General features: G+C 63.8%; 20 protein-coding genes. 8 read left to right on the forward strand and 12 right to left on the reverse strand.

Annotated features, from left to right (window positions below; all coding sequences use genetic code 11):
- Nucleotides 1-1,245: tetratricopeptide repeat protein (locus KBA32_RS12080; protein ID WP_294359240.1), on the forward strand; the 1,245-nt coding region annotated here is incomplete at its 5' end.
- A gap of 200 nt (nt 1,246-1,445) precedes the next feature.
- Here the strand turns inward: KBA32_RS12080 and KBA32_RS12085 are convergent.
- Nucleotides 1,446-2,120, reverse strand: a complete 675-nt coding sequence (locus KBA32_RS12085; protein ID WP_294359242.1) for a ComF family protein — start codon at nt 2,118-2,120, stop codon at nt 1,446-1,448.
- Nucleotides 2,121-2,273: 153 nt separating this feature from the next.
- On the opposite strand from KBA32_RS12085, the gene bioB reads away from it, so the two are divergent.
- The 3 genes from bioB (at nt 2,274) to gpmI (ending at nt 5,856) form a co-directional block, all read left to right on the forward strand.
- Nucleotides 2,274-3,260, forward strand: coding sequence for a biotin synthase BioB (bioB, locus tag KBA32_RS12090; RefSeq protein ID WP_294359243.1), 987 nt, complete (start codon nt 2,274-2,276; stop codon nt 3,258-3,260).
- Between the two features lie 6 nt (nt 3,261-3,266).
- Nucleotides 3,267-4,154, forward strand: coding sequence for a malonyl-ACP O-methyltransferase BioC (gene bioC, locus KBA32_RS12095; protein ID WP_294359245.1), 888 nt, complete (start codon nt 3,267-3,269; stop codon nt 4,152-4,154).
- Between the two features lie 61 nt (nt 4,155-4,215).
- The gene (gpmI, locus tag KBA32_RS12100; RefSeq protein WP_294359247.1) at nt 4,216-5,856 is read left to right on the forward strand and encodes a 2,3-bisphosphoglycerate-independent phosphoglycerate mutase; all 1,641 of its coding nucleotides are present in this window, start codon (nt 4,216-4,218) and stop codon (nt 5,854-5,856) included.
- An 87-nt stretch (nt 5,857-5,943) separates the two neighbouring features.
- On the opposite strand, the gene KBA32_RS12105 is transcribed toward gpmI, so the two are convergent.
- Nucleotides 5,944-6,375 carry a CBS domain-containing protein gene (locus tag KBA32_RS12105; protein ID WP_294359249.1) on the reverse strand — a complete coding sequence of 144 codons (432 nt, stop codon included), beginning with the start codon at nt 6,373-6,375 and terminating at the stop codon, nt 5,944-5,946.
- Nucleotides 6,376-6,423: 48 nt separating this feature from the next.
- Nucleotides 6,424-7,059 carry a c-type cytochrome gene (locus KBA32_RS12110; protein WP_294359251.1) on the reverse strand — a complete coding sequence of 212 codons (636 nt, stop codon included), beginning with the start codon at nt 7,057-7,059 and terminating at the stop codon, nt 6,424-6,426.
- A gap of 138 nt (nt 7,060-7,197) precedes the next feature.
- Between KBA32_RS12110 and yihA the strand changes: the two genes are divergently transcribed.
- Together yihA and hemB are read left to right on the forward strand one after the other, a co-directional pair.
- Nucleotides 7,198-7,908 (forward strand): ribosome biogenesis GTP-binding protein YihA/YsxC, encoded by a 711-nt coding sequence (gene yihA, locus KBA32_RS12115; protein ID WP_294359252.1) that lies wholly within the window; start codon nt 7,198-7,200, stop codon nt 7,906-7,908.
- Between the two features lie 178 nt (nt 7,909-8,086).
- Nucleotides 8,087-9,106 carry a porphobilinogen synthase gene (gene hemB / locus KBA32_RS12120; RefSeq protein WP_294359254.1) on the forward strand — a complete coding sequence of 340 codons (1,020 nt, stop codon included), beginning with the start codon at nt 8,087-8,089 and terminating at the stop codon, nt 9,104-9,106.
- 7 nt (nt 9,107-9,113) lie between these two features.
- On the opposite strand, the gene slmA is transcribed toward hemB, so the two are convergent.
- Genes slmA through argB form a run of 3 tightly spaced genes read right to left on the reverse strand, consistent with a single transcriptional unit; the run spans nt 9,114 to nt 11,357 of the window.
- Entirely contained in the window at nt 9,114-9,710 is a 597-nt protein-coding gene (gene slmA, locus KBA32_RS12125) for a nucleoid occlusion factor SlmA (protein ID WP_294359255.1), read from the reverse strand.
- A 52-nt stretch (nt 9,711-9,762) separates the two neighbouring features.
- Entirely contained in the window at nt 9,763-10,452 is a 690-nt protein-coding gene (locus tag KBA32_RS12130) for a pyrimidine 5'-nucleotidase (protein WP_294359257.1), read from the reverse strand.
- A 17-nt stretch (nt 10,453-10,469) separates the two neighbouring features.
- A complete protein-coding gene (argB, locus tag KBA32_RS12135) occupies nt 10,470-11,357 on the reverse strand; it encodes an acetylglutamate kinase (RefSeq protein WP_294359258.1) in 888 nt (295 codons plus the stop codon).
- Nucleotides 11,358-11,482: 125 nt separating this feature from the next.
- On the opposite strand from argB, the gene tsaD reads away from it, so the two are divergent.
- On the forward strand, nt 11,483-12,514 hold the full coding sequence (tsaD, locus tag KBA32_RS12140; RefSeq protein ID WP_294359272.1) for a tRNA (adenosine(37)-N6)-threonylcarbamoyltransferase complex transferase subunit TsaD: 1,032 nt from the start codon (nt 11,483-11,485) through the stop codon (nt 12,512-12,514).
- 5 nt (nt 12,515-12,519) lie between these two features.
- Here the strand turns inward: tsaD and plsY are convergent, their stop codons facing one another.
- Nucleotides 12,520-13,140 (reverse strand): glycerol-3-phosphate 1-O-acyltransferase PlsY, encoded by a 621-nt coding sequence (gene plsY, locus KBA32_RS12145; RefSeq protein WP_294359260.1) that lies wholly within the window; start codon nt 13,138-13,140, stop codon nt 12,520-12,522.
- A gap of 136 nt (nt 13,141-13,276) precedes the next feature.
- Between plsY and KBA32_RS12150 the strand changes: the two genes are divergently transcribed.
- Entirely contained in the window at nt 13,277-13,633 is a 357-nt protein-coding gene (locus KBA32_RS12150; RefSeq protein WP_294359262.1) for a dihydroneopterin aldolase, read from the forward strand.
- Nucleotides 13,634-13,659: 26 nt separating this feature from the next.
- Here KBA32_RS12150 and ybaK read toward each other — a convergent pair whose 3' ends face one another.
- Genes ybaK through KBA32_RS12175 form a run of 5 tightly spaced genes read right to left on the reverse strand, consistent with a single transcriptional unit; the run spans nt 13,660 to nt 17,452 of the window.
- On the reverse strand, nt 13,660-14,148 hold the full coding sequence (ybaK, locus tag KBA32_RS12155) for a Cys-tRNA(Pro) deacylase (protein WP_294359263.1): 489 nt from the start codon (nt 14,146-14,148) through the stop codon (nt 13,660-13,662).
- A gap of 56 nt (nt 14,149-14,204) precedes the next feature.
- Nucleotides 14,205-15,119 (reverse strand): site-specific tyrosine recombinase XerD, encoded by a 915-nt coding sequence (gene xerD, locus KBA32_RS12160; RefSeq protein ID WP_294359265.1) that lies wholly within the window; start codon nt 15,117-15,119, stop codon nt 14,205-14,207.
- Complete coding sequence (locus KBA32_RS12165) at nt 15,106-15,576, reverse strand: methylated-DNA--[protein]-cysteine S-methyltransferase (protein ID WP_294359266.1); 471 nt, start codon at nt 15,574-15,576, stop codon at nt 15,106-15,108. The genes xerD and KBA32_RS12165 overlap by 14 nt, the downstream gene beginning before the upstream one ends.
- Nucleotides 15,573-16,145: a chalcone isomerase family protein gene (locus KBA32_RS12170; protein ID WP_294359268.1), complete on the reverse strand. Its 573-nt coding sequence runs from the start codon at nt 16,143-16,145 to the stop codon at nt 15,573-15,575. Before KBA32_RS12170 ends, KBA32_RS12165 begins: the two co-directional genes overlap by 4 nt.
- A 50-nt stretch (nt 16,146-16,195) precedes the next feature.
- A complete protein-coding gene (locus tag KBA32_RS12175; protein WP_294359270.1) occupies nt 16,196-17,452 on the reverse strand; it encodes a glutamate-5-semialdehyde dehydrogenase in 1,257 nt (418 codons plus the stop codon).
- Nucleotides 17,453-17,634 lie beyond the last annotated feature (182 nt).

Raw genomic sequence — 17,634 nt, forward strand, 5'->3', positions numbered from 1 at the left:
ATGAGCCTGATCAATCAAGTGCTGCGCGATCTCGATGCGCGTCGCGCCGCGCACGGTGTCGGCACGCGGCTGCCGAACGACGTGCGTCCTCTGCCGAAGGCGCCGTCGTCAAATTGGCCGCTCGGTATTGCGCTGGGCGTTGCCCTGCTTGTCATCCTGGGGACCGGTTTCGTGATGCGCGACGATGTGGTCGACTATTTTATCCGCAAGACCGCGGTGGATGCGGCCGCGCCGCCGTCCGTGGTTGAGCCTCCTGTTGTTGCTTCGCCCGTCCCTGAGTCAGTCGAGCCAAAGCCGGCGACGGCCGGTGTCGGCGCCGATGCGCCGGAGTCTTCCGCGCCACCGGCCGACGTCGATTCGAGCAGCCTTGTTGCCGGCATGGACGTCAGCCTGCGCATGGCCGATTTCATGGATGTGCCCGCCGAGCCCGCCATGTCGCCGAACGCTCGGCCGGTGCCGGCGGAGGCGCCGGCAAGCACCGGATCGGCGACGCGGGACAAGAAGGCGGTTGGCCCCCATGTCGCAGTGCCTGCGTCGCAGCAAACGCCCAATATGCCGGCGCTGCGACCGGCAGAAGCGCCGGTCGCCACAGTCGAGAACCGGCCCGAAGACAAGCGTAGCGCGCCGCGCGGGAAAGGTGCCGAGTCGGCGCCGGTCATCGAGCGCTCGCCTGCGTCGGGATCGCCGCATGAGCAGGCCGAGGGCGAGTATCGCAAGGCGGTGCTGGCGCTCAATCAGGGGCGAGTTACCGAGGCGGCGGACAACCTGCGCGCGGCGTTGCGCCGCGACGAATTTCACGCGGCTGCACGGCAACTGCTGGTCAAGCTGCTGCTTGAGGCGAAATATCCGGACGAGGCGATTCAGGTTCTGCAGCAAGGCATCGCCAGCCAGCCGGCACAGGTCGGCTGGGCGATGAGCCTGGCGCGCCTGCAGGTCGATCGCGGCGAAGTGGACGCCGCCTGGCGCACTCTCGAACACTCGTTGCCAGCGGCCGGGAACAGCCCCGATTACCTCGGCTTTGCGGCCAACGTCCTGCAGCGCCTCGGTCGTCACGACGAGGCCGCCGGGCAATACCGCAAGGCCGCCCAACTGGCGCCGGCTGACGGCCGCTGGTGGCTCGGGCTCGGCTGGAGCCTCGATGCGCAGGGCAACGCCGCCGAGGCGCGCGACGCCTTCCTGCGCGCCAGGCAGGCCGGAAACCTGAGTCCCGAACTCCTGACACTCATCGACCAGAAACTGCGTTGAACCTGAAAACCTCATCGCAAAGGCGCGAAGGCGCAAAGATCGCAAAGGAAACAACAGGTTGATCGTACTTGACCATTCACCTTGTGGGTGGCGATGGAAGATAGGTGTTGTTCGCGTAGCGCTTTGATTTTCTTTGCGAACCTTTGCGATCTTTGCGCCTTTGCGGTGAAGAACCGAGTTTTTCAGGTTGAATCGCGCGCCTACTTCGGTAACGCACGCGCGACGACGAGCGCCGAGACGCGCGCCGCGCCGTGCAGCTTCAGCGTGCGTGCGCATTCGTCGATCGACGCGCCGGTCGTCATCACATCGTCGACGAGCAGCAGGCGCTTGCCGCTGAAGTCGGTCGAGCAGTGGAAGGCGCCGCGAATGTTCTTGACGCGCTCACGCCAGGGCAATGCGGCTTGCGCCGGGGTGTGCCGTATGCGCTGGCAGCCGGTGGCGTCGATCGGTAGCCCGGTGGCTCGCGCTACCGGTCTGGCGAGTTCGAGCGCCTGGTTGAAGCCCCGCTCGCGCAATCGTTTCGCGTGCAGCGGCATCGGGATGATCAGGTCGGCTTCGACGTTCGCGGCGAGGGTGGCGAGCTGATGACCGAGGAAACCGGCGAGCGCCAGTCGATGACTGTACTTGAGCGATTGAACCAGTCGATCGAGCGGGAAGTCGTAGGCAAACGCGGACTGCGTGGCGTCGTAATGCGGTGGATGGGCCAGGCAACGGCCACAGATCGCACCGTGCGGCGTCGGCAGTGCGCAGAGCGGGCAGCGTTCCGGCGGGAGGCGCGGCAGGTCGGCGGCGCAGGCGCGGCAGAGGATGTCGCGCTCGCTGACGGCGGCGCAAAGCAGGCAATCCTGTGTCAGAAGTCTCTCCGCGCTGAACATTGCCCCGGTCTTCAAGCCCTTGTTTTGAGGTAAAATTGCGGCCCGCGCAACGGGTCAGAATCGATTCCGAACCATCGCTGAAAAGCCGCGATCGGCGCCCGGATTGTGCCAGCCGATCTCCCGCATGTCTCCCTTTTTCATCAGGCCTTGCTCATGAATACCGTTTCCCCCGCCGTTGATCTGACGTCCGATGCCGCTGCGCGCGCGCCCGGTTTCAAATGGACCGTCTCGCAGGTCGAGGCGTTGTACCAGTTGCCGCTGATGGATCTGCTGTTCCGCGCGCAGACGGTGCATCGCGGGAACTTCGATCCGAATGAAGTGCAGCGCTCGGCGCTGATTTCGATCAAGACCGGCGGCTGTCCCGAGGACTGCAACTACTGTTCGCAGTCGGCGCGCTATAAATCGACCGAACGCGAGGTGCTGATGCAGGTGCAGGAGGTCGTCGACGCGGCGAAGGAAGCCAGGGACAAGGGCGCGACGCGCTTCTGCATGGGCGCCGCGTGGCGCGGCCCGAAGGAGAAGGAGCTGGAAGTCGTCTCGCAGATGATCCGCGAAGTGAAGGCGCTCGGCATGGAGACCTGCGTCACGCTCGGCATGTTGAAGGACGGTCAGGCGGAAAAGCTCAAGGAAGCCGGCCTCGACTACTACAACCACAACCTCGACACCGACGCCGAGTTCTACGACCAGGTGATCACCACGCACACGCACGCCGACCGCGTCGATACGATCGCTCAGGTGCGCCATGCGGGGATCAAGGTCTGTTCGGGCGGTATCCTCGGTCTCGGCGAGTCGCGGCGCAACCGCGCGGCGATGATCGCACAACTCGCCAACCTCGACCCGGCGCCCGACTCGGTGCCGATCAACAACCTCGTTGCCATCCCTGGCACGCCGCTCGCCAACAAGGAAAAGGTCGACAACTTCGAATTCGTGCGCACCATCGCCGCCGCGCGCATCACCATGCCGAAGAGCTTCGTGCGTCTGTCGGCCGGGCGCGAGGCGATGTCCGACGAGATGCAGGCGATGTGCTTCTTCGCCGGCGCCAATTCGATCTTCTATTGCGACAAGCTGCTGACGACGAGCAACATCGGCGCAAACCGCGACCTCGACTTGTTCGACAAGCTCGGCCTGCGCGCGATCTGATCGCTGATGAGCGAGAGCGCGCCGTTCGTTGATTCTCATAAGGTCAGGCGCAACTTCGCGCGTGCCGCTACGGCCTACGACGGGTCGGCCGTACTGCAGCGCGAGGTCGCGAGTCGCATGCTGGAGCGGCTCGACTACGTAAAGATCGCGCCGCAACGGGTGCTGGATGTCGGCTGTGGTACGGGCGGCAGCCTGACGGCGCTGGGCGAGCGTTATCCGAAGTCTTTCGTGTTCGGCGCCGACGCCAGTGAAGCCATGTTGCAGGCCGGCCGCGGTCAGCGTAAACGCATGCGCTGGCTGCTACCCTTCATGCGCGGCAACACGGCTTCGCTGCTCTCCGCCGATGCGCAGGCCTTACCGCTGAAGACCGCTTCGGTCGGCCTGATCTGGTCGAACCTGATGCTGCACTGGGTGGATGATCCGCTCGCCGCCTTCCGCGAGTCGCACCGGGTTCTCGACATTGGCGGCCTCCTGATGTTCTCGACCTTCGGTCCCGATACGCTGAAAGAATTGCGCGCCTGTTTCAGCGACGGTCATGAGCACACGCATCGTTTCGTCGACATGCACGACTACGGCGACATGCTCGTCGAATGCGGCTTTGCCGATCCGGTCATGGACGTCGAAATGCTGACGATGACCTACCCCGGCGTGGACGAGCTGTTCTCTGACTTGCGCCGCAACGGCGCGAGCTGTGCCATGCAGACGCGGCGCAGCGGCCTGATGGGGCGCCAGGCGTGGCAGGCGGCGCGCGCGGCCTATGAGAGACTGCTCAAGGACGGCCGTCTGCCGGCGACTTTCGAGGTTGTTTACGGCCACGCCTGGAAAGCGCAGCCGAGCAAAACGGCCGACGGTCGGGCCATCGTCCGCTTCGATCCGAAGCAGCGTCTGCGTTAGCGGTATGATTCGAGGGTGTCGCTTCCGGTTTTCTTAACTTTTACGTTCGCAGGAATACATCATGTTGCAGAAACTTGCTTCCTTTGCCGGCATTCAAGGCCCGGTGGTCACGATCATCATGGACGGCTACGGCATTCCCAAGTCCGATGCCGGCAGCGCCATCGCCGCCGCGCGCAAGCCGACGCTGGACAAGCTGTTCGCCAATTACCCGAACATCGCCTTGCGCGCCCACGGCACCGCCGTCGGCATGCCTTCCGACGAAGACATGGGCAACTCCGAAGTCGGTCACAACGCCATTGGCGCCGGGCAGGTGTATAGCCAGGGCGCCTCGCTGGTGGCCGACGCCATCGCCTCCGGCGCGATCTGGCAAGGCGAGGCGTGGCAGCAGATCGTCGCCGGCGCGAAGGCCGGTCGCGGTGTGATCCACTTCATCGGCCTCTTCTCCGACGGCAACGTGCACAGCCACATCGACCACCTGAAGGCGATGATCGTGCGTGCCAAGGAAGAAGGCGTCAAGGCGGTGCGCGTACATGCGCTGCTCGACGGCCGCGACGTGCCGGAAACCAGCGCGCTCGATTACGTCGAGCCGTTCGAAGCCTTCCTCACCGAACTCAGCACCGGCGGCTTCGACGCGCAGATCGCTTCGGGCGGTGGCCGCATGAACATTACGATGGACCGCTACGACGCCAACTGGAGCATGGTCGACCGTGGCTGGCACACGCACATCCTCGGCGAAGGCAACCAGTTCGCCAGCGCCTCGGAAGCGGTCAAGGCGCTGCGCGTCAAGTTTCCCGGCACCATCGACCAGGATCTGCCGCCCTTCGTCATCGCCAAGGACGGCAAGCCGGTCGGTACCGTCGAGGACGGCGACGCGGTCGTCTTCTACAACTTCCGTGGCGACCGCGCGATCGAAATTACGCGCGCCTTCGAAGAAGCCAATTTCGACAAGTTCGACCGCGTGCGCGTGCCGAAGGTGACCTATGCTGGCATGCTGCAGTACGACGGCGACCTGAAACTGCCGAAGCGCTTCCTCGTTAACCCGCCGGCAATTCTCGATACCTCGGGCGAATGGTTCTCGAAGGCCGGCATCGCCCAGTTCGCCTGCTCGGAAACGCAGAAGTTCGGCCACGTGACCTATTTCTGGAACGGTAATCGCTCGGGCAAGTTCGACGGCGAAACCTATCAGGAAGTGCCGAGCGACGTCGTGCCGTTCGAGCAGCGTCCGTGGATGAAGGCCGCTGAAATCGCCGACGCGATGATCGACGCGCTGAAGAGCGGCAAGTACAAGACGCTGCGCTGCAACTTCGCCAACGGCGACATGGTCGGCCACACCGGTAGCTTCCGCGCAGCGACGATGGCCGTCGAGGCGGTTGACCTGGCGCTGGCGCGCATCCTGCCGGTGATCGACGCGATGGGCGGCGTGGCGTTGATTACCGCCGACCACGGCAATGCCGACGAAATGTTCGAGCTGGACAAGAAGACCAGGCAGCCGGCGCAGAACAAGGATGGTTCGTTCAAAGCCAAGACCGCACACACGCTGAACCCGGTGCCGCTGATCCTCTACGACAATGTCACCGGCGGCAAGCTCGGCCTGAAGCAGACTCCCGAAGCCGGCCTCTCGAACATCGCCGCGACGACCGCTAACCTCCTCGGCTTCGAGAAGCACGCCAAGTGGGACGAAAGCCTGCTCGAGATCAAGTAAGCATCAAGCAAGAGTCCGTTTAGGGTACAAAAAAAGGGCAGGGCGAAAACCCTGCTCTTTTCGTATCTGGCGCGTCGTGGCGCTTGCTTAGCCGGTGATGTAGTTCTCCAGCTGGCCGATGATGAACTTCTGCTGGCTGACCATTTCCTTGACCACGTCACCGATCGATACGATGCCGACGACCATCTGGTTGTCATCGAGAACCGGCAGGTGGCGGATGTGCTTCTCCGTCATGATCGCCATGCATTCCTCGATCGTCGCATTCTGCTTCACATAAACGACCTTGCCCGTCATGACTTCGCTGACCTTGGTCTGGCGCGAGCCCTTGCCCTGCAGGATGACCTTGCGCGCGTAGTCGCGTTCAGAGAAGACGCCGGCGAGACGCTCGCCGTCGAGTACCAGCAGTGCGCCGACATCGACCTCGGCCATGATCTCTAGCGCCTGCAGCACCGTATGGTCCGGCGAAACCGCCGCGAGTTTCCTGTTCTTTCCTTCGATGAGCTGTTTGAGTGTTTTCATGATCGGTTCCCTTTGCGTGGAGTGGTCACGTACAACCGTACAAGTTGGTTAGCGAAGTCCGGCGATGTAGTCGGAGAGCGCCTTTATGTGTTTGTCAGAGAGCTTGTCCGCAATGGTCCGCATCATTCTCCCCGGATCGTTCGACCGTTCCTCGCTTCTGAAGTTCTTCAGCTGGGTCGCTGTGTAATCGGCATATTGTCCGGACAGGCGCGGATACAACACCGGAATGCCGGCGCCGGTCGGGCCGTGGCAGCCGGCACACGCTGGAATGCCGCGCTCGAAATCGCCCTTGCGCCAGAGCGCCTTGCCGGCGTCGACCAGCTTCACGTCCGTCGCTGCCGACGGCTTCAGTTTCTGCTGCGAGTAGTAGACCGCCAAGCTCTTCATGTCCTCGGCGCTCAGTGCGGCGACCATGCCGGCCATGATGTCGTTCTTGCGCACGGCCGGCTTGCCTTCCTCGGCCTTGAATTCCTTGAGCTGCTTGAAGAGATAATCGGCGCCCTGGCCGGCGATGAGCGGGTAGGCCGACGTGGCACTGTTGCCATCGGCGCCATGGCAGGCAACGCAGACCGACTCGGCGATGCTCTTTGCTTTCTCCAGATCCGGTTTGATCGCCGCATCCTCGGCTGCTTGAGCGGAGAAACCGGCGGTGAGGAGCGCCGCGAGTGCCAGAGTGCGAATCATGTACAAACTCCTTTGGATCAGTGCGAGTTCAGAGAGGCGCGAGTTCGGAGAAGCACGGCGTCGCCGATTCCCAAACCTGATATTCTATAGCACTTTCGGGCTGCCTCATGCTAGCCCCATTTCCTTGTCTACCCCACCATGCCGCTATTCCGCACTGCCGTTTTCCGCACGACCGTTGCCAATCTGAACGACCTTCCGGCCGATTCCATCCGGGAAATTGCCTTCGCCGGACGCTCGAACGCCGGGAAGTCGTCGGCCATCAACACGCTGGCCAACCATACCCGCCTGGCCTACGTTTCGAAGACGCCCGGGCGTACCCAGCACCTCAACTATTTCATGCTGGCCGAAGGGAAGTTCTTCGTCGATTTGCCCGGCTACGGCTTCGCCAAGGCGCCCGAGGAAATCCGCTCGCAGTGGGAGGGATTGCTGGCGCCGTATCTTTCCTGCCGCGAGCCGCTGGTCGGGCTGGTGATGATCATGGATAGCCGGCACCCACTGACTGACCTCGACGTGCAGATGATCGACTGGTTTGCGCAGACGGGAAAGCCGATCCACGTGTTGCTGTCGAAGGCAGACAAGCTGACGCGCCAGGAACAGGCGCTGGTGCTGCGCGAAGTTCAGGCCGAGTTGAAGGGAATCGGCGACAACTGCACGGTGCAGCTGTTCTCCAGTCTCAAGCGAACCGGTGTTGCGGAGGCGGAAGCGATGCTGGCTGGCTGGCTGGACATGGAGATTCTGAAGGAAGTCGCGCCTCCGGTCGGTTTGCGCACGGAGAAGGTGGCGCGCGCGAAGAACCGCAAGGCAATTGGCTGGAGCGCGCGCACGGCGGCGAAAGCGCTGCAGAAATAAAAAGCCCCCGGCAAAGGGAGAGCCGGGGGCCAAAAGTGCCTTACATAGATGTAAGGCGCCCGCTCAGGGAGATGAAGCGGGAGACGGTGTGTGCCATCTGCAGACTCAGAGTGAGTCGGTCTGAAAGAAGTTCCCGAACTTGTTCTCAAGTGGCGAGTTTTTTAACGAGAGTGCCTGTATGAACACGACAGCCTTCAATGCCGGTTTTCCCGCAACGCGGTTGCGTCGCATGCGTCGCGACGACTTTTCCCGTCGCCTGATGCGCGAGTCGGTGCTTACGCCCGACGATCTAATCTATCCGGTCTTCGTGCTGGACGGCCGTGATCGCGTCGAAGCAGTCGCTTCGATGCCCGGCGTCGAGCGGCAGAGCGTCGATCGTCTGCTGCAAACCGCCGAACGCGCGCAGACGCTCGGCGTTCCTGCGCTGGCCCTGTTTCCGGTGATCGATGCGGCGTTCAAGACGCCGGGCGCCGAGGAAGCCTGGAATCCGGACGGGCTGGTGCCGCGCGCCGTGGCGGCGCTGAAGCAGGCGTTCCCCGAGCTCGGCGTCATCACCGACGTGGCGCTTGACCCCTATACCAGCCACGGCCAGGATGGCTTGATCGCGGCCGACGATCCGCGCGGCTACGTGCTCAACGACGAGACGCTCGAAGCGTTGGCCAAGCAGGCGCTTTGTCACGCGCAGGCCGGAGCCGACGTGGTGGCGCCGTCCGACATGATGGACGGTCGCGTCGCGCGCATTCGTGCCGAACTCGACAGCGCCGGACAGATCCACACGCGGATTCTCGCTTATTCGGCGAAATACGCGTCGAGCTTCTACGGGCCGTTCCGCGACGCGGTCGGTTCGGCCGGCAACCTCGGCAAGGGCAACAAGTACACCTACCAGATGGACCCGGCGAACGGCGACGAGGCGCTGCGCGAAGTCGCCCTCGATATCGCCGAGGGGGCCGACATGGTGATGGTCAAGCCGGGCATGCCCTATCTCGATATCGTCCGCCGCGTGAAGGACGAGTTCAGGGTGCCGACCTACGCTTATCAGGTGAGCGGCGAGTACGCCATGCTGAAGGCGGCGGCGCAGAACGGCTGGCTGGACGAGAAGGCATGCGTGCTCGAAAGCCTGCTCGCCTTCAAGCGCGCCGGCGCCGATGGCGTTCTGACCTACTTCGCGCTCGACGCGGCGGCCTGGCTGAAGGGGTGATCGGCGTTCATTCGCTGCGCTGGCTCAGGCAGGTGACGTAGAGCATCGGCCATTGCTGTTTCCACTGCGCCATCGGCTCGCGCGCAAAGCCGCTCTTGGCGTACTGGTGCCAGCGGCCGATCACGTAACAGAGCAACGCGTTGGCCAGCGCGCCGAAATCGGCGTCCGCCGCGAGTTGTTCCTGCGTCGCGGCGACGCGCAGCGCCTGCTTGATCGCCGCTTCGATCTTGTCGTGCAGCAAGTTGATGCGCGCCTGCAGGCGCTCGTTTTCGTTGACCAGCGCGTCGCCGATCAGCACGCGCGTCATGCCGCGGTTGCGCTGCGCGAAGCCGAGAAGCAGCGCGAGGATTTGCTCGACCTGGCGCAAGCCCTGCGCTTCCTCGGTTTCAATGCGGTTGATGACGCCGAACAGGCTCGATTCGATGAACTCGATCAAGCCGTCGTACATCTGCGCCTTGCTGGCGAAGTGGCGGTAGAGCGCGGCTTCCGAGCAGTCGAGCCGGGCGGCGAGGGCGGCGGTGGTGATTTTCTCGCCTTTCGGCACCTCCAGCATCCCGGCCAGCGTTTGCAGGATCTGCAGCTTGCGTTCGCCCGGCTTGCCCATGTCGCTCTCCCTGATTGATCTTGTGTCGTTTCTCTTGGTTGAGTCTGCCCGTCTATAGTCGCCCAAGTCGTTTGGGCAAGTCGACAACCGACGCCAGTTTTACGTCAACGTAGGGCGGCTGGCGCGAGCTGGTACTCACCCACACGGCCTTCATGCCGAGCCGTTTTGCCGTCTTGAGGTTGGGCAGCGAATCTTCGACCATGATGCAGCGGTGCGGATCGAGCCCTTCCTTGTGCAGCAAGTGAAGAAATCCGGCGGTCGCCGGCTTGGGCTGGAAGCGGAAACGTTCGACCGGGTAGACGGCCGCAAAGTGACGGCGAATGCCGGTCAGCGCGAGTACCGCCTCGGTGTATTGCTGCGGTGCGTTCGAGAAGATGATCTTGCGCCCGGGCAAGCGTTGCAGCATTTGCTTCAGGCCGCGTTCGGAGACGACCATTGAGGCGAGGTCGTCAAAGGCATGCGTTTGCTGCAGGAAGTGCCGGGGATCGGTGCCGTGGTGCCGCATCATGCCGAGCAGCGTCGCGCCGTAGCGCTTCCAGTAGGTTTGCCGCAGGCGTGTGGCCTCGGCTTCGTCGACGTTCAGATGGCGGCAGATGTACGCCATCATCGATACGTGTATCTGTGGAAAGATGTGCGCGCTGGCGTTGTGCAGCGTGTTGTCGAGGTCGAATAGCCAGGTTCTTTGGGTGAAGCGCGAACCTGCGGGTGAAGAGCCGGCGTCTTCGTGGAGGAGGCTCTTCACGCCGTTGCCCTGAACGACTATTCGCTCTTGATCATCGTGCCGAAGCCGTGGCTGGTCAGGATTTCGAGCAGCAGCGCATGTTCGACGCGGCCGTCGAGGATGTGCACGCTCTTTACGCCGTTGCGTGCCGCATCAAGTGCCGAATGGATCTTGGGCAGCATGCCGCCGAACAGCGTGCCGTCGGCGACCATCGCGTCGATCTGCGCCGGCGTGACGTCGGTGACGACCTTGCCGTCCTTGTCGAGCACGCCCGGTGTGTTGGTCAGCAGCGCGAGTTTTTCGGCCTTGAGCACCTCGGCGATCTTGCCGGCGACGACGTCGGCGTTGATGTTGTACGTTTCGCCGTTCTCGCCGACACCGATCGGCGCGATGACCGGGATGAAGGCGCCGGCCTGCAGATGGCTGATCAGCGACGGGTCTATGGCGGTGATGTCGCCGACCATGCCGATGTCGATCAGGTCTTCGTAATTGTCGCGGTTGTGCAGCAGCAGTTTCTTCGCGCGAACCATGCCGCTATCCTTGCCGGTGAGGCCCACCGCCTTGCCGCCGGCCTGGTTGATCAGGTTGACGACGTCCTTGTTGACCTGGCCGCCGAGCACCATTTCGACGATCTCCATCGTCTCGGCGTCGGTGACGCGCATGCCCTGGATGAATTCACCTTTCTTGCCGACGCGGGTGAGCAGATTTTCGATCTGCGGGCCGCCGCCATGCACGACGACGACGTTCATGCCAACGAGTTTGAGCAGGACGACGTCGCGCGCGAAACATTGCTTGAGCTTCTCGTCGACCATGGCGTTGCCGCCGAATTTGACGACGATGGTCTTGCCGTGGAAGCGCTTGATGTAGGGCAGCGCTTCGGCAAGGATGGCGGCCTCCTGGGCCGGGGAAATTTGCGTGGAGGTCATGGTCGGGCTCCTTATGATGATTGGCCGATTCTACCTGTCGCAAGGGCAAATAAAAAGGCGAACACGGCGCGCAGAGGGCGGTTTGAGGGCGTTGAGTGCGTGTCCGGACTGATAAAATGCCGCCCATGCTTATTCTCGGAATCGAATCGTCCTGCGACGAAACAGGGGTCGCGCTCTACAGCACGGACAACGGCGGCGCGCTGCTCTCCCACGCCCTTCATTCGCAAATACTGATGCACCGCGAGTACGGCGGCGTTGTGCCCGAACTCGCCTCGCGCGATCATATCCGGCGCGCCGTCCCGCTCTTGCGCAAGGTGCTGGCCGATGGCGGGCATGCGCTGGCCGACGTCGATGCCGTCGCCTATACGCAAGGTCCGGGACTCGCCGGAGCATTGCTCGTTGGCGCCTCGTTTGCCGAAGGGCTGGCGTGCTCGCTCGGTGTGCCGACCGTGCCGGTGCATCACCTCGAAGGTCATTTGCTCTCGCCCTTGCTGTCGAAGCGGCCGCCGACCTTCCCGTTCATCGCGCTGCTCGTCTCGGGCGGGCATAGCCAGTTGATGCGCGTGACCGGCGTCGGCGAATACCAGCTGCTTGGCGAAACGCTGGATGATGCGGCAGGCGAAGCTTTTGACAAGACCGCCAAGCTGCTCGGCCTACCGTATCCCGGCGGGCCGGTTCTCGCGCAACTGGCCGAGCAGGGGCGGCCGGACGTGGTGAAGTTCCCGCGCCCGATGCTGCATTCGGGCGACCTCGACTTCAGCTTCAGCGGACTGAAAACCGCGGTGCTGACCAAGGTGCGCGAGATCGGCGAGCCCGACGAGCAACAGCGTGCCGACATCGCGCGCGGCTTTCAGGACGCCATCGTCGAAGTGCTGGTCAAGAAATCGATGCGCGCCGTCAAGGACTGTCGCCTCAAGCAGCTCGTGGTGGCCGGCGGCGTCGGCGCCAATCGCGAGCTGCGCCGGCAGCTCGACGCCGCAGCGCTCAAGGCGCGGATCACTGTCTACTACCCCGAACTCGAGTTCTGCACCGACAACGGCGCCATGATTGCGCTGGCCGGTGCCTTGCGTTTTCAGGCCGGTGTTTCGGCGAAGCCGGCCGGCGCGTTTGCCGTGCGTCCGCGCTGGCCGCTGGCCGAATTGACGATCAAGGGCTGAGCGGATCAGGCCTTCTTCCTGGCACCGATCTTCGGCTCGGTGCCGGCCATCAGCCGTTGCAGGTTCGCCCAGTGCTTGGCGACCAGCGCCATGGCGATGATCGCGACCGCGGCGAGCAGTGGATCGCGGCCCCACAGGAAAAAGGCAATCAGCGGTGCCGTGGCCGCCGCGACCAGCGCCGATAGCGACGAGTAGCGCAGGGTGTAGGCGATGAGCAGCCAGACGCCGAGCGTCGCCAGGCCGAGCAGCGGGTCGAGGGCAAGCAGGACGCCGGCGGCCGTCGCAACGCCCTTGCCGCCGCGGAAGTTCAGGAAGATCGGGAACAGGTGGCCGAAGAACACCGCCAGCGCGACCAGCGTGACCGCACCGGAACCCAGGCCGAAGCGCGGCCCGTAGGTTTGCGCCAGAAAGACCGCCAGCCAGCCCTTGGCCAGGTCGCCGAGCAGGGTGACGATGGCCGCCTTCATGTTGCCGCTGCGCAGGACGTTGGTCGCGCCGGGGTTCTTCGAGCCGTAACTGCGCGGATCGGCGAGGCCGAAGAGGCGGCTGCTGACCATGGCGAACGGAACGGAGCCGAGCAGGTAGGCGAGGACGACGGCGGCAACGAGGAAGAGTGCGGTGTGCATGGCGGAATTCCGGAAATGCGGATGGCTGGGCGAGTGAGCGAATGAACGAATCCGGGCGGCGTAGTGCGCTAGAATCCGCGTCGGTCACCGACACCCGTCTGGCCGTCGATTTTACACTGAGCGAACAGCCTGCCTCATGGACATCATCTTTATCGACGAACTTCGCCTCTCGACCCTGATCGGGATCTATCCGCGCGAGCGGGCTGTACCGCAGACGGTCGAAATGTCGCTGCAGATCGGTACGTCGACCGCGAGCGCGGGCGCCAGCGACGACATCGTCGATACGATTGATTACGCGGTCGTCGTCGAACGGCTGCGCAGCGAACTGGCAACCCAGCATTTCAACCTGCTGGAGAAGCTCGCCGAGTACGTCGCCGGCCTCTTGATCGAGCAATTCGGCGCGCGTTGGGTGCGCGTGTCGATCGCCAAGCTGGGCATGATGCGCGGCGTCAAGCGCGTCGGCGTCATCATCGAACGCGGAGTGCGTGAGTAGGGCATGAGTAGCGCGGCTGATCGCCGCTATCCCTTGAGCGCGACCTCGACGACGGTCGGCGCCAGCGCGCGCATCAGATCGTGCGGATGCACGCCGACGAGAAAGCCGCGTCTACCGCCGTTGATGTAGATCAAGGGGAGATCAAGGATCGTCTTCTCGATGCAGATCGGCATCTGCTTCTTCGTGCCGAACGGACTCGTACCGCCAACGAGGAAGCCGGTGTGCCGGTTGGCGACTTCCGGCTTGCACGGCTCGATCTTCTTGCGCCCGATCTGACGCGCGAGCTCCTTGGTCGACACCTTGCAATCGCCGTGCATGAGAACGATCAGCGGTTTGCCCGCTTCATCTTCCATGACCAGCGTCTTGATCACCGCATGTTCGGCGACGTTGAGCTCGCGCGATGAAACGCGCGTACCGCCATGCTCTTCATAGTCGTAGAGATGATTGGAGTGCGCGATTCCGTGCTGGCGCAGGAACTTCGTCGCCGGGGTTTCCGGCGCGTTTTCGGGTTTCATGGGGTTCTCCTGATGCGGCTACCGAAAGGATAGCAGAGCGGTGCGGGCGATTTCCCTCAGCCGCGCGGATGGTGCGCCGCGTGCAGCGTCTTGAGCCGCTCGCAGGCGACGTGCGTGTAGATCTGCGTCGTCGAAATGTCGGCGTGGCCGAGCAGCAGCTGGACGACGCGCAGGTCGGCGCCGTGGTTGAGGAGGTGCGTCGCGAAGGCATGGCGCAGGACGTGTGGTGAAAGCCGTGCCGGATCGATACCGGCCAGCTTGGCGTGGCGCTTGATCAGTTGCCAGAAGGCCTGACGTGTCATTGCTTCGCCGCGCGCGGTGACGAACAGGTCGTCGCTCTGCTGGCCGTTGAGGATGGCCGGGCGCGCTTCGGACAGATAGTTGCGCATCCAGTCGATAGCCTCTTCACCGAGTGGTACCAGGCGTTCCTTGCTGCCCTTGCCGAAGACGCGGACGACGCCCATGTCGAAGTGCGCCTCGTGCAGTTTCAGTCCAACGAGTTCGGAGACGCGCAGGCCGGTGGCGTAGAGCGCTTCCAGCATGGCGCGGTCGCGCAGGCCGAGCGGCGTGTCGATTTGCGGGACGCCGAGCAGGGCTTCGACCTGTTTTTCCGATAACACCTTGGGCAATCGCGATGGCTTGGCCGGCATCGCGATCTTCAGCGTCGGGTCGGTAGCGACCTGCCCGCGCGCCAGCAAATGCCGGTAGTAGCGCCGCAGCGTCGAGATGTAGCGCGCCTGCGACGAGGCGCGCAGTGTCGTCGAGAGCTCGGCGACAAAGGCCATCAAGGCGGCTTCAGCGGCTTGGGGTAGCGTCGGGTGTTTGTGTCTGTTCAGCCAGACGGAGAAGTGTTTCAAATCGCTCCGGTAGCTGGCGAGCGAGGCCTTGGCGAGGCCGTCCTCCAGCCACACGGAATCGCAGAAGGCGTCGATTTCCGCGCTGTCTTCGGCGCGTATTTCAGTGCCCTTCATGGGCGAGCAGCCAGCGCTTGACGTCGAGCAGGAAACCGCCGCGCTGGCGCGCAAAGCCCCCCAGGCCGCCGCCGGCCGCGATCACGCGATGGCACGGAACGACGAGCGGGAAGGGGTTGGCGCCGCACGCCTGGCCGACCGCACGCGGCGCGTTGTGCAGCGCCTTGGCCAACTCGCCGTAGGTGCGCGTCTGGTGGGTCGGAATGGCCGAAATTTGTTCCCGGACGCGGCGCTGGAACGCTGTTCCGGACGGGCGCAGCGGCAGCGTGAAGACGAAGTCCGGGTCGGCGAGGTAGGCCTGTAGTTGGCGTGCCGCCTCACGCGCGAGGGCGTTGCTCGGCACAACTTCGGTACGTGGTTCGAGATATTCGATGGTGTGGATTTCAGCCTCGTCGCAGCGCACGCCGATGCTGAATCCCGGCGCCGATACGACGGCCTGGTAGATCCCTTCGGTCATGCCGGCTTACCCAGCAGGGCTTGCTTCAGGTCGTCCTGGATCGGCTTGTTACCGATCCAGATCTTGAGGAGCGCATTGAAGAAATCCTCGCCGGCAATGTCGCTGCCGCGGACTTCATTGTTGACCGTCAGGCGCGTCGCACCTTCCGGCAGAAAGTCGATGAACACCTGGGCGCCGGATTTGACTTCGCCGATGCCGAGCATTGCTTCCGAAAACCGGTTCAGCCGCTCCTTCAGCGCCGCGAACTCGCTTTCGGAGTGATTGCTGGCGACGCCGTCCTGCAGCGCGTCGACGAACTGTTGTGCCGTGAGGTCGCGCAGCAGCGTGATCGCGATGCGCTTGGCGCCCTTGGTGGCAAATATGGCGTCGGCGTCGGTCTGCTTCTCCGGCAGGTAGAGCGCCACGGCGTAGACCTTGAAAAAGGCTTTCTTGCGCATTCCGGCGCCGTTGGCGACGAGACTTGCGTTACCCAGACTGGTCTTGTCCTCGAACTTGACGCCGGCCACTTCGACGGCCTGGGCAACATTCAGCGACAACGCGGCGATGACTGCCAGAATCAGTGTTCTCATCACGTCTCCTTGAGTAGGGCCGCGAAGCCGCGGATGCCGCTTCAAACGATCTAGCTGCGTACCTGCCCGTTGCCGAGCACGATCCACTTCTGGCTGGTCAGACCTTCCAGTCCGACCGGGCCGCGCGCGTGGATCTTGTCGGTGGAAATGCCGATTTCGGCGCCGAGGCCGTACTCGAAGCCGTCGGCGAAACGTGTCGAGGCGTTGATCATCACCGACGACGAATCGACCTCGCGCAGGAAACGCATCGCCTTCGAGTAGCTCTCGGTGACGATGGTTTCCGTGTGATGAGAACTGTAGTGGTTGATGTGCTCGATGGCTTCTTCGAGGTCGGCGACGATCCTGACGGAAATGACCGGGGCGAGAAATTCGGTAGCGTAGTCTTCCTCGCTGGCGGCGACGGCTTCCTGGACCAGCGCCTGCGTCTCGGCGCAGCCGCGCAGTTCGACGCCCTTCGCGGTCAGCATCGCGGCGACCGGCGGCAACAGGCGCGCTGCGCCGGCGCGCGCGACGAGCAGCGATTCGGCCGTGTTGCACGTGCCGTAGCGCTGCGTCTTGGAGTTTTCGACGATGGCGAGCGCCTTGTCGGCGTCGGCTTCGTCGTCGAGATAGACGTGGCAGTTGCCGTCCAGGTGCTGGATCATCGGCACGCGCGCTTCGGCCAGCAGGCGCGAGATCAGGCCCTTGCCGCCGCGCGGGACGATCACGTCGACGTACTCGCGCAGGGTGATCAGGTGGCCGACCGCGGCGCGATCGGTGGTGTCGATGACCTGGATTACATTCGCCGGCAGGCCGGCGGCGGCCAGACCTTCATGCACGAGCGCCGCGATGGCGCGGTTGCAGCGGATCGCCTCCGAGCCGCCGCGCAGGATCGCCGCGTTGCCCGACTTCAGGCAGAGCGCCGCGGCGTCGGCGGTGACGTTCGGACGCGCTTCGTAGATGATGCCGATGACGCCGAGCGGAACACGCATCTTGCCGACCTGGATGCCGCTCGGACGGAATTTGAGGTCGCTGATCTCGCCGACCGGGTCGGGCAGCGCGGCGATCTGCTCGACGCCTTCGGCCATCGCGGCGACGCCTTTCCCGGACAAGGTGAGGCGGTCGAGCATCGCCGGTTCGAGTCCGGCGGCGCGCGCCGCGTCGACGTCCGCGCGGTTGGCCGCGAGCAGGGCGGCCGCTTCGCGCCGGATGGCGGCGGCGATGGCGCACAGGGCGGTGTTCTTGCGGTTGCTGTCGGCACGGGCAATGTCACGCGAGGCGGCGCGTGCCTGCTGCCCGACGGTTTTCATGTATTGCGCTATATCCACGGTCGCTCTGCTGAGTTTTGGCAAGCACTGATTATAGCCAGCGAAGGAATAATTTCCTTAAGGAAACGCTGATTTATTCCACCCTACGATGAGCAGCGATGGCCGCGGGATGAGAAAATGCGGGAAGAGTGACAGCGGATAGGCGAGATGACGAAGCAAGCGAGTTTTTCCGAACTGGAATA

The organism is Propionivibrio sp. (assembly GCF_017995515.1).
In the GTDB taxonomy this organism is placed as follows: Bacteria; Pseudomonadota; Gammaproteobacteria; order Burkholderiales; family Rhodocyclaceae; genus Propionivibrio.